This window comes from Pseudophaeobacter sp. C1-32P7 (assembly GCF_041008775.1).
Taxonomy (GTDB): Bacteria; Pseudomonadota; Alphaproteobacteria; order Rhodobacterales; family Rhodobacteraceae; genus Phycobacter; species Phycobacter gallaeciensis_A.
Map to the genome: position 1 here is coordinate 100,760 of NZ_JAXGFR010000013.1, position 11,155 is coordinate 111,914.

Annotated in this window: 9 protein-coding genes; 1 reads left to right on the top strand and 8 read right to left on the bottom strand. The window is 62.5% G+C overall.

Annotated features, from left to right (window positions below; all coding sequences use genetic code 11):
- Nucleotides 1–2 precede the first annotated feature (2 nt).
- The 8 genes from SM763_RS17710 to SM763_RS17745 form a co-directional block, all read right to left on the bottom strand.
- The gene (locus SM763_RS17710; RefSeq protein ID WP_274834671.1) at nucleotides 3–1,085 is read right to left on the bottom strand and encodes an ABC transporter permease; all 1,083 of its coding nucleotides are present in this window, start codon (nucleotides 1,083–1,085) and stop codon (nucleotides 3–5) included.
- Nucleotides 1,086–1,179: 94 nt separating this feature from the next.
- On the bottom strand, nucleotides 1,180–2,547 hold the full coding sequence (locus SM763_RS17715) for a CmpA/NrtA family ABC transporter substrate-binding protein (RefSeq protein WP_368999339.1): 1,368 nt from the start codon (nucleotides 2,545–2,547) through the stop codon (nucleotides 1,180–1,182).
- Nucleotides 2,548–2,820: 273 nt separating this feature from the next.
- On the bottom strand, nucleotides 2,821–3,996 hold the full coding sequence (locus tag SM763_RS17720; protein WP_368999340.1) for a CmpA/NrtA family ABC transporter substrate-binding protein: 1,176 nt from the start codon (nucleotides 3,994–3,996) through the stop codon (nucleotides 2,821–2,823).
- Entirely contained in the window at nucleotides 3,993–4,577 is a 585-nt protein-coding gene (locus SM763_RS17725; RefSeq protein WP_065272431.1) for an ANTAR domain-containing response regulator, read from the bottom strand. The genes SM763_RS17720 and SM763_RS17725 overlap by 4 nt, the downstream gene beginning before the upstream one ends.
- 216 nt (nucleotides 4,578–4,793) lie before the next feature.
- A complete protein-coding gene (locus SM763_RS17730; RefSeq protein ID WP_274831468.1) occupies nucleotides 4,794–5,759 on the bottom strand; it encodes an ABC transporter ATP-binding protein in 966 nt (321 codons plus the stop codon).
- Nucleotides 5,756–7,642 carry a dipeptide/oligopeptide/nickel ABC transporter permease/ATP-binding protein gene (locus SM763_RS17735; RefSeq protein ID WP_368999341.1) on the bottom strand — a complete coding sequence of 629 codons (1,887 nt, stop codon included), beginning with the start codon at nucleotides 7,640–7,642 and terminating at the stop codon, nucleotides 5,756–5,758. The genes SM763_RS17730 and SM763_RS17735 overlap by 4 nt, the downstream gene beginning before the upstream one ends.
- Nucleotides 7,639–8,586 (bottom strand): ABC transporter permease, encoded by a 948-nt coding sequence (locus tag SM763_RS17740; RefSeq protein ID WP_065272428.1) that lies wholly within the window; start codon nucleotides 8,584–8,586, stop codon nucleotides 7,639–7,641. The genes SM763_RS17735 and SM763_RS17740 overlap by 4 nt, the downstream gene beginning before the upstream one ends.
- A 57-nt stretch (nucleotides 8,587–8,643) precedes the next feature.
- The gene (locus tag SM763_RS17745; protein ID WP_368999342.1) at nucleotides 8,644–10,218 is read right to left on the bottom strand and encodes an ABC transporter substrate-binding protein; all 1,575 of its coding nucleotides are present in this window, start codon (nucleotides 10,216–10,218) and stop codon (nucleotides 8,644–8,646) included.
- Between the two features lie 91 nt (nucleotides 10,219–10,309).
- Between SM763_RS17745 and SM763_RS17750 the strand changes: the two genes are divergently transcribed.
- Nucleotides 10,310–10,975: a DUF1028 domain-containing protein gene (locus tag SM763_RS17750; protein WP_368999343.1), complete on the top strand. Its 666-nt coding sequence runs from the start codon at nucleotides 10,310–10,312 to the stop codon at nucleotides 10,973–10,975.
- Nucleotides 10,976–11,155: the final 180 nt, after the last annotated feature.

Below are 11,155 nucleotides of genomic sequence, written 5' to 3' on the forward strand. Positions count from 1 at the left end.
GATCACCGGTTGTTCGTGAAGGTGAACAGGGACTGCAGCGCAAACATCACCCGGTCCAGAAGGAAGCCGATGATGCCGATAGTGAAGACGGCAACCATGATCTTCGCGAGTGAGCTGGAAGAGCCGTTCTGGAATTCATCCCAGACGAATTTGCCAAGACCGGGGTTCTGCGCCAGCATTTCGGCGGCGATCAGCACCATCCAGCCCACGCCGAGGCTCAAACGCAGCCCGGTAAAGATCAGCGGCAGCGCCGAGGGCAGAACCAGTCGCGTGATCTTGGTCCATGTGTTCATCTTGAGAACCTTGGAGACATTCACCAGATCCTTGTCGATCGAGGCGACACCCAGCGCGGTGTTGATCAGCGTCGGCCAGAGCGAACACAGCGTCACGGTGATGGCCGAGATCAGGAAGCTCTTGGAGAACAGCCCGTCATTGGTCGCATAAACGGCGGAGACGATCATGGTGACGATCGGCAGCCAGGCCAGCGGCGAAACCGGTTTGAAGATCTGCACCAGCGGGTTGATGGCGGCATTCGCCGTGGGCGACAGACCTGCCGCGATGCCCAGCGGTACGGCAACGGCGGTGGCGATCAGGAAGCCAAAGAACACAGTGCGGATCGAGGTCCAGATCTGCTGGTAATAGCTCGGCGCGCCGGTATAGGCGACGGTCTTCACTTCATCGGCGCGGCCCGCGGCGATCAGTTTCTCGTTGCGCTTGGCCAGCATGGCCTCGAATTTTTCGCGCTTGGCCGCCTTGGCCTCTGCATCTTCATGCAGGTTCACCACCTCGGCCCAGACCTGTGCGGGGCCGGGCACCGCGCCAAGCGAGGTCTGCACCTTCGGCGCTAATGTGCCCCAAAGCAGCAGGAATGCGAGGATGGCGATCAGCGGCACCGCAAGAAGGCGCCAGATTTCCTTGACCTGCGCTTGCGGATTGTCGCCTGCAACGGCTTTCAGGATCGGTGTCATCCAGGCAAGGCCCAGAACCTGGAACCATTTGTCGGCGGTGTTGATCTGGGTGAACAGCCGGGCGCGCCGGGCTTCGCGCTCCTCGGCGGCAGCGAAATCGGGATCGGTCGTGGTCATCGGGGGAGCCTTTCGAAACCGGAAAGAATACGGAGAGGTTGAGGGGGAGAGAGGTGGAGCGCGCCGGTCTCGGCGCGCTCCGGATCAGGATAGGTCAGCCTTCGACACCGGCGCCCACGACAACCTGTTCGCCCTTCAGGCCGATTGGCAGGCTTTCGAGGTAGGCGTTGGGGGTGCGGCCATCAAAGGCGATGCCGTCGATAATGTCCTCGGCCGGGGTCGGGGCCTTGTAACCGTCGCTGTCCCAGGGGAAGTCGGCGCTGTCGGCAAGGCCTTCGTCGACCAGCATCTTGGCCGCCTCAAGGTAGATGTCCGGGCGGTAGACCGATTTGGCGACCTCGTCATACCAGCTGTCGGGCTTGGCATCGGCGATCTGGCCCCAGCGGCGCATCTGCGTGAGATACCAGACGGCATCCGAATAGAACGGGTAAGTGGCGTTGTAGCGGAAGAAGACGTTGAAATCGGGCACTTCGCGCTTGTCACCCTTTTCATATTCAAAGGTGCCGGTCATCGAGTTGGCGATGACGTCATAATCGGCGCCGACATATTCCGGGCGGCTCAGGATCTCGACCGCTTCTGGGCGGTTGGCGTTGTCGTTCTCATCCAGCCAGATGGCGGCGCGGATCAGGGCCTTGGTCACGGCGCGGGTGGTGTTGGGGTATTCTTCGGCAAACTCGGCGGTGATGCCAAAGACCTTTTCCGGGTTGTTCTTCCACAGCTCGTAATCGGTGACCACGGGAACGCCGATGCCCTTGAACACCGCCTGCTGGTTCCACGGCTCGCCCACGCAGTAGCCGTTGATGGTACCCGCTTCCAGCGTGGCGGGCATCTGCGGCGGCGGGGTCACGGACAGGAAGACATCGGCGCCGATCTGACCGGTCACATTTTCCGGGCTGTAATAGCCGGGATGCAGACCGCCAGCGGCCAGCCAGTAGCGCAGTTCGTAGTTGTGCGTGGAAACCGGGAAGACCATGCCCATGTTGAAGGGCTTGCCTTCGGATTTATACTGTTCGACCACCGGCGCCAGCGCCTCGGCAGAAATGGGATGCTGCGGGCGACCGTCATCCATAGTGGGGATATTCGGCTTCATCATGTCCCAGACTTCGTTGGAGACGGTGATGCCGTTGCCGTTCAGATCCATCGAGAAGGGCGTGATGATATGTGCCTCGGTGCCAAAGCCGATGGTCGCGGCCAGCGGTTGCCCTGCCAGCATATGCGCGCCATCCAGTTGGCCGCCGATCACCCCGTCCAGAAGCACCTTCCAGTTGGCCTGTGCTTCCAGTGTGACGAACAGGCCCTCGTCGAGGAAATAACCCTGTTCATAGGCCACGGCGAGGGGCGCCATGTCGGTCAGCTTGATAAAGCCGAAGGTCAACTCGTCTTCTTCAAGTTCCAGTGCTTCGGCAAAGGCCGGGCTGGTCAGAGCGGTGGAGGCCACGAGGCCAAGCATCAGTTTTCTCATCTTCTTCCCTTTCGGTAAGGCCCGGTCGGAGGAGGATGGAACCGGGCAAACGCAAAACAGGCCGCTACGCTACGCGCCGATGGTTTCGGCGGTGCGAGAGCGGCCTTGCTCAGAATATCCCTGTCATTGGGAGAATTTCGGATCGGTCCACCCCGTTGTGAACCGATGTCCTCATCTTGCGGCAGCGCAGCATGATCGCGAAGAAAAAACGAAAATCTGATCGGGATTTTCCCAACCAGGACGGCCTGGGCGGGATTTCTGCCCAATTAGTGATCAATCCAGGGCCTCTGGGTCAAAAATCCGACCATCAAAGAACGCATCTGGCATCAGGCACAATTCGCCCCGCGTCGAGGCCACCGCCGTTTTGTGTCGAATCGCACCTTCCAGTTTTTCGGAGGCCCCCGGCATATCCACTCCGGCTTCGCTCAGTAGGCTGCGGTGCAGATCCGCGCGGAAAACCCGGGCGACCTCATCAAGGGAGGGCAAGGCTGCGGCCTCATGGGATTGTTGCAGACGATGGGCGATCCATTTCGCCTGACTTCGCCACGGAAAGGTGGCCGCGCCGTGGTGGAATTCGACAAAACTGTCGACCCGGCGCTGCTCGCCCCGATCCGAAACGGTGAACTGCCCCGATAGGGCTCGGTCAATCAGTTCCGGCGACACATCAAGATAGTTCTTGCGCGACAGGATCTCTCCGGCGGTGCTGCGACTTTCGGGTTTGGCCAGCCAGCGCCCAGCCTGCCACAACGCCCGCATCATCCGCCCCAGCAGAGCCGGTTCGCTCTCGGCCCATTCGGTTTTGACGGCGAGCACCTTTTCCGGCGCAAAGCCCCAGATCGCCTTGCCGGGCAGCAGCAGCGCCCCTGAGCCCTGATCCACCGCGACCGATCCCCAGGGTTCACCGACACAGAAGGCATCCACATCGCCATTGGCCAGCGCAGTCGCCATCAGCGGCGGCGGCACCGTACGGATTTCAATCCCCCCAGCCCCAAGGGCAGTGCCTTCACACCAGTAGCGCAGCAATTCCACATGCATCGAGAATGGAAACGGCACGCCAAAAACAACCGGGCCGGAGCGCACCTCGGCCAGCGCTGCGGCGGCCTTCATCGGATCGGCGAAATCAAAACCATAGCCAATGTCACGCAACCGCTCTTCCAGCGCACGGCCAACACCGATGACGTTTCCATTGACCGACAGGACCGACACCGCCGAAAGGTCCGTTTTCACACCGCCAAGCCCCATGGCCATCGCCACCGGGACCGGTGACAGCATATGAGCGGCCTCGACCCGGCCAAAGGCCAGCATATCCCGTACAGACGACCACGAGGGCGCGGCGATCAGATCAAGCGCAATCCCTTCGGACTCGGCAAATCCCATCTCCTGCGCGATGATCAGCGGCGCAGCATCGACTAGGGGCATATAGGCGACAGGCAGGTGGCTTCGCTTCATCCCAGAAGCCCCGAAGCCGTGACCAGCGCCTCTGCCACATCCGGCACCCGTCGTCCCTGATCCATCGCCGTCTTGCGCAGCAGCGCATAGGCGGCGTCTTCATCAATGCCCTTTGCCTTCATGAGCAGCCCCTTGGCCCGGTCAATGACCTTGCGCTCTTCCAATGCCCGCCGGGTTTCGGCCAGTTCGTTGCGGATCTGGCGCACCATGCGAAAGCGAGCAATGGCGGTGTCCATAACGGGTTTGATCCGGTCCGGCGCCAGACCGTCCACCACATAGGCCGATACGCCCGCCTCGATCGCGGTCTGCGCCAACCCGCCGGCGGGGCCGGACACGAACATGGCCACCGGCCGCTCCAGAGGCCCGGAGGCCAGCGTCAGTTCCTCCAGCATGTCACGGGTCGGGTTGTCGATGTCGATCAGAACAATGTCGGGATCATGGGCCGCAATCTTGCGCGCCAGGGCACTGGAATTGCCGATCACGTAGACATCGCACTCGGCGGTATCCTTGATCGCATCGACAACGGCAATTGCACGATCACGATCTTCCTCGACAACAACAACTGTCAATCTGGCACTCATTATTCCCGCTAGGGCTAACCCTGCTGGCTCCGCAAGCAGCCGCAGCGCCGCAGGCCAGCGTCAGAGCCGCAGCCGGACGTTGGCCACGGGTGAGTGCTCATTTTATCGGCGTTAGCGTCAAAAATTCAGCAGACGACAAACCTGTGCGGGGTGCATATTACCCCCGGCTATCCAGCCCTATCAGGGACCTACTCCCATGCGCCGCGCGCCAGGGTTTCAGGCCGTTTCAGACAGCGGATGATAGCAGGCAGCCCAGACCCCGTCCGATTGCTGCTCAAGCGGCGGCGGCGCCTGCCTGCATTCAGCGCTGGCGTAAGGACAACGGGCGCTGAAGGCGCAGCCCGGCGGCGGGTTCAGCGGATCGGGCAGTTCGGTCTCGCGTCCCTCCGGCGCCACCAGCGCACGCCCGACAACCGGGGCGCTATCCGCCAAGAGCTTGGTATAGGGGTGTTTCGGCTGGGCAAAGATCTGCTCCGCCGGGCCGACCTCGACCACCGCGCCGAAATAGAGCACGGCAACGCGGTCGCTAACTGCCTCGACCACAGCCAGATCGTGACTGATGAACAGATAGGTCAGCCCGAACTTTTGCTTCAGATCAGCCAGCAGGTTCAAGACCTGCGCCTGCACCGAAACATCCAGCGCCGAGACCGGCTCATCCAGGATCAGGATCCGCGCATCCGCCGCCAGTGCGCGCGCGATACCGATCCGCTGCGCCTGCCCGCCAGAGAATTCATGCGGGTAGCGGTCAAGGAATTCCTCCCGCAGGTTCACCGCCGCAAAGATCTCCCGGATCCGCGCATCACGTTCCGCCGCAGACATGCCGTGCAGGTGCTTCAGCGGCGCTTCCATGATTTGCCGGATCGTCTTGCGCGGGTTCAGACTGCTGATTGGGTCCTGAAACACATACTGGATCTTGCGGCCAAACACCGCCGGATCGGCGGCGTCCAAGGGCGCACCGTTGATTTCGATCGTGCCGGTGGAGGGCGGCAGCAACCCCACCAGCATCCGCGCCAGGGTGGATTTCCCGCAGCCGGACTCCCCGACGATCCCGAGTGTCTCGCCTTCTTCGACGGAGAGCGACAGGGGCTGCACCGCACGCACCAGCCCCTTGGCCGGGCCGAACAGACGCTTGCCCACCGGAAAGGTCTTGCTGAGGTCGGTCAGTTTCAGAGCCGTCGTCATGCGCGTGCCTCCTGCAATGTGTCTTCGGGGGCGATGCAGCGCACCCGGTGGTCGGCGCCATGATCGGAAAGCAGGACATCTGCCGCGCGGCAGCCCTCTTGTGCCTTGTGGCATCGATCCGCGAAGGCGCAGCCCTGCGGCAGCCGATCAACCGCAGGCGGCAGCCCCGGGATCGCGGCCAGCTCGCGCCGCCCCTGCCCCAATTCGGGCACGCAGGCCATCAACCGCGCGGTATAGGGATGCGCCGGAGCGTTGAGGATCGCCTCACTGGGGCCTTCCTCCACGATCCGCCCCGCGTACATCACCGCGACCCGGTCGCAGATCTGCGCCACAACGCCGAAATCATGGGTGATAAAGATGATCGCCAACCCGCGTTCGCGCCGCAGGTCATCGAGCAGAGACAGGATCTGCGCCTGCACCGTCACATCCAGCGCGGTGGTCGGCTCATCCGCGATGATGACCTCGGGATCGTTGGCCAGCGCCATGGCGATGCCGACACGCTGCCGCATGCCGCCCGACATCTCATGCGGGTAGCTGTCCACCCGCTGCTCGGCATTGGGAATGCGCACCGATTTCAGCAGCTCGATGGCATGGGCACGCGCCGCGGCCCGGTCCGTTGGGTGGTGCGCGCGCACCGCCTCGATCAGTTGATCGCCGATGGTGTAAAGGGGGTGCAGCGTCGCCAAAGGATCCTGAAAGATATAGGCGATCCGGCTGCCGCGCAGGCTCCGCAGGGTTTCATAGGGGGCACCAATCAGATCCTTGCCCTTGTAGTGGACGGCGCCGCCGGTGATCACGCCGGGGGGCGAGGCCACCAGCCCCATCACGCTGAGTGCTGTGACGGATTTGCCCGAGCCGCTTTCGCCGATCACGCCCAGACATTCGCCGGGCTGAACCTTCAGATCCACGCCGCCCACCGCCTTGTAGACGCGGTCCTTGACCTGAAATTCGGTCTTGAGCCCGCGCAGCGCCAGCAGGGCATCGTCAGATGCCACCGGAACCGGGCCACTTCGATCGACACGGGTGGTGGGCATCGGCCGCGACAGCGCCCCGGACTTCAGCCGGGGATCCAGCGCATCGCGCACCCCGTCGCCCAAAAGGTTGATCGCCATGACAATCACCAGGATCATCGCCCCCGGTACAATCGAGGTATGCGGGTTCGAGATCAGCGCCGCGCGCGCCTCGCCCAGCATCGAGCCGAGGTCGGCCTGCGGCGGCTGTGAGCCAAGGCCGAGGAAGCTGAGGCCGGCGGTTTCAAGGATCATCCAGCCGACCGTGGTGGACATGGCGATCACGATCACCGGGATCACGTTGGGCAGCACTTCGGTCAGGATGATCCGCCAGTCGGTCATGCCGGACAGGCGCGCCGCATCGACGAATTCCTTATGCGCGATGCCCACGGTGATGCCGCGGATGTTGCGCGCGAAAAAGGGGATATTGACAGCGGCGACGGCGATCAACGCATTCATCAGCCCCGGCCCCAGCGCCGCAACGATGGCCAGCGCCAGCAGGATATAGGGAAAGGCCATCAGCATATCGACGCCGCGCATGATGATATTGTCGGTGCGCCCGCCGTAGAAGCCTGCCACGATCCCGATCGCAGCGCCAAGGGTGGCGGCGATCACCGCGGCGGCAAATCCGACCGCCAGCGACAGGCGGGTGCCCCACATCAGACGGCTCAGAAGATCGCGGCCCAGATGATCGGTGCCCAACAAGCCGCCCTCGGACAGCGGCAGTTTGAACCGGTTTGCCGTATTGGTCACATCCGGATCGGCCAGCGGCAACAGCGGTGTCACCAGCGCCAGCAGCACGACGACGCCCATCACGATCAGCCCGCCAAGGGCAAGCCGGTTGCGGGCGAGAAGCGAAAGAAAGCTCTTCATGTCTTGATCCTTGGATCCAGCATGCTTTGGGCGACATCGACCGCGATGTTGAACAGCACGTAACAGGCTGCCACAAAGACCACGCCGCCCTGCACCAGCAGGATGTCGCGTTTCAGGATGGCATCGACCAGCATCCGCCCGACACCCGGCCACTGAAACACCATTTCGATATAGACCGCGCCCGACAGCACGAAGCCGGCCTGCACGCCCAGAACCGGGATGATGCCGACCATGGCCGCGCGCAGGGCGTGGCGCCAGATCACCGAGCGTTCATGGACGCCCTTGGCCCGCGCGGTGCGGATGAAATCCTGCCGCAGCACCTCCAGCATGGCCGAACGCGACAGCCGGGCAATCACCCCGGTCGCAACCACCGCCAGCGCCAGCGCGGGCAGGGTCAGATGGCTGATCAGCGCAGAGAGATCGCGGGCGCCGTAGATGGGCCACATGCCCGACACGGGAAACCAGCGCAGCTTCACGGCAAAGATCAGGATCATCATCATGCCAAGGAAAAACGACGGGATGGAAATCCCCAGAAGCACGGCAAAGGTAATCGCCTTGTCCGCCAGACCGTATTGGCGCGCCGCGGAAACAACGCCCGCAGCGATGCCAAGAATGGAACACAGCACAAAGGAGGTACCAGCCAGAACCAGAGTGGCGCCAAAGCGGTCCAGAACCTCGTCCAGCACGGCACGGTTGAGAGAGAAGCTGCGGCCGAAATCACCCTGCAGCATATTGCCAAGCCAGATGAAATACCGCTGCACCATCGGCTGATCGAGACCCAGATCCCGGTTCAGTTTCTCAACATTCTCCGGCGTGGCATAGGAGCCCAGAATAGCCGTGGCCGGATCACCGGGGATCATCGCCATGATGACGAAGACGATGATGGAAATACCAAACAGCACAGGTATCGCCGACATCAGCCGTTTCAGAATATAGCCCGCCATGGCGCGTCCCTCCTGAGTGGCGCCGCCGCAGGATCAGCTGCGGCGACGCCTTGTTTCTTATTTCTTGGCCACGTCATCCAGCAACAGGAAGAACGACGGCTGCAGGGCAAAGCCTTCGACCCGGTCAGAGGTCACCGCGTTCTGCTTCCAGTTCGCAACAAAGACCCACGGGGCGTCTTCCTGCACGATGGTCTGCATTTCGCGGTAAAGCTTGGCGCGCTCCTCCTGATCGGTGGCAGCGCGGGCGGCTTCCAGCAACTCGTCCACCTTGGGGTTGGAGTAATAGCCGGAGTTGAAGCCGCCTTCTTCGGGCCATGCGCTGGTGCGCAGCGCCAGGAACGGCAGGGTGTCCGGATCGTTGGTCATCCAGGCCATCTCGGCCATGTCGGCCTTGCCTTCCAGACCGGGGTTCACCTGGCCAAGGAAGGTATTCCATTCGTAGGTTTCGATTTTCACGTCAAAGCCGACAGCCTCGAGGTCGGCCTGAATGGCGGTGCCCATGGCCAGCGGATCCAGCATGCCCGAGCCACCTTCGGTGACGTAGAAGGTCAGTTCCGCCCCTTCGGCGCCCGCGTCGGAGATCAGTTCCTTGGCCCTGGCCGGATCATAGGGATAGGGTTCCAGTTCCTCGTTATAGGCCCAGGCAAAAGCCGGAGGCGTCGGACCGGCGGCGACTTCCGCGGTGCCTTCCAGAACGTCATTCACGATCGCGGATTTATTGATCGCATAGTTCGCCGCCTGACGTACGCGCTTGTCGGCAAAGGGGCCTTCCTTGGCATTGAGGATCAGGAACCAGACGTGCGGACCCGCCTGTTCGTGCACGGTGTAGGCGTCACTCTGGAATTCACCCAATGCTACCGGGGGCACCTCGACCATCAGGTCGATCCCGCCCGCCAGCATTTCCGCAGTGCGGGTGTTGGCATCGGTGATCGGGCGGAACACAACCGCGTCCAGCTCGGCCGCGCCATCCCAGTAATCGGCGTTCTTCTCGATGACCACCGCCTCGTTCGAGCGCCATTCGGCGAATTTGAACGGGCCGGTGCCGGAGGGGTTGCGACCGAAATCAGCGCCATGTTCGGCCACGGCAGCGGGCGAAACGATCAGGCCGGTCGGATAGGCCAGGTTCGACAGGAACGGAGCATAAGGCGCGTTGAGCGTGAATTTCACCGTCAGCGGATCGACAACCTCGACCTCTTCCACGGCGGAAAAGAAGAAGGCCAGCGGGAAGGGACCGGTGTTGTGATAGGGGTGGTTTTCATCCAGCATCCGGTCAAAGTTGAACTTGACCGCCTCGGCATCAAAGACGCTGCCATCGTGGAAGGTCACGCCCTCGCGCAGGGTGAAGGTATAGGTCTTGCCATCCTCGCTAATGTCCCAGGCGGTGGCCAGCGCCGGTTCAACTTCCAGCGAGCCATCCTTGTAGCGCACCAGACCGTCATAAACATTCATCAGAATACGGAAGTCATTGACGGCGGTGACCGCAGCGGGGTCCAGCGCCTTCGGCTCGGCAATCTGGCCGACAATCAGGACACCCGGCGGCGTCTGAGCAGCCGCAGAAAGCGGGGAAAGGGCGAGTGCCGTTGCTGCGCCAGCAGCCAACATCGCCCTGCGGGTCAGTTTCAGCAGAGTCATGAGCGGGTCCTTCCCTGTTTATTTATCATAATGAATTGCATTCACGCAAATTATCATGATAAATACAAGGGAAATGTGATTGGACCCTGAAATGACCTTCTCGATTTTGACATACGACCGCAAAACAGGCGTTTTCGCTGCGGCGGCCGCCACTGGCAGCCTTTGCGTGGGCGGTTGGGTGCTGCGGGGGGATATCGAATCGGGTCTTGTGGCGTCTCAGGGCACGGCGCCCAGCAGCTTCTGGCGCGATGACGTGCTGCGGGCCATGTATCAGGGCGAGGACGCCGCAACTGCGGTCACCCGTGTCACCAGCGCCGATCCGGGGCGTGGGCACCGGCAGCTCACCGCGCTGGACCGGCAAGGGCGCACACAGGGGTTCACCGGCGATCAAAGCGTTCCCTATGCCAGCCATATCGCGGAGCCGGGTCTTGTCATCGCCGGCAACATGCTGACCGGTCCCGAGGTTCTGGAAGCGATGAAGACAGCGGCGCAAGCAGAAGCCCCCTCGCCCGCCGAACGCATGCTACGGGTGCTGACCGCCGCAAGAGATGCAGGGGGCGACAGCCGCGGGCTGAAGTCCGCAGCCCTGCTGGTGCTGGAGCCGGAGCGCCCGCCGCTGGATCTGCGCATCGACCAGCACGACAGCGATCCGGTCTCGGCGCTGGGGCAGCTTTGGCGGAAAACCTGCCAGTCCCCCTATTTCGACTGGCTGGCAGAGGTCCCCGTGCTGAACGACAAAAGCCGCGCGCCGCAATAGACCGCGCCACAATCGCTCCTACAAAGGCTGAATCACGGGCTTCACACTGACGCATTTACGCTGCGCGCAACACGTTTTCGCCACACTTCTGCCGCAATTGCTAATTGGTTAATGGCGACCTTGCCCATGCGCGGCATGGTTTCAGGGGTTTAGCCCCTTGTTGCATGTTTTCGCCGATCC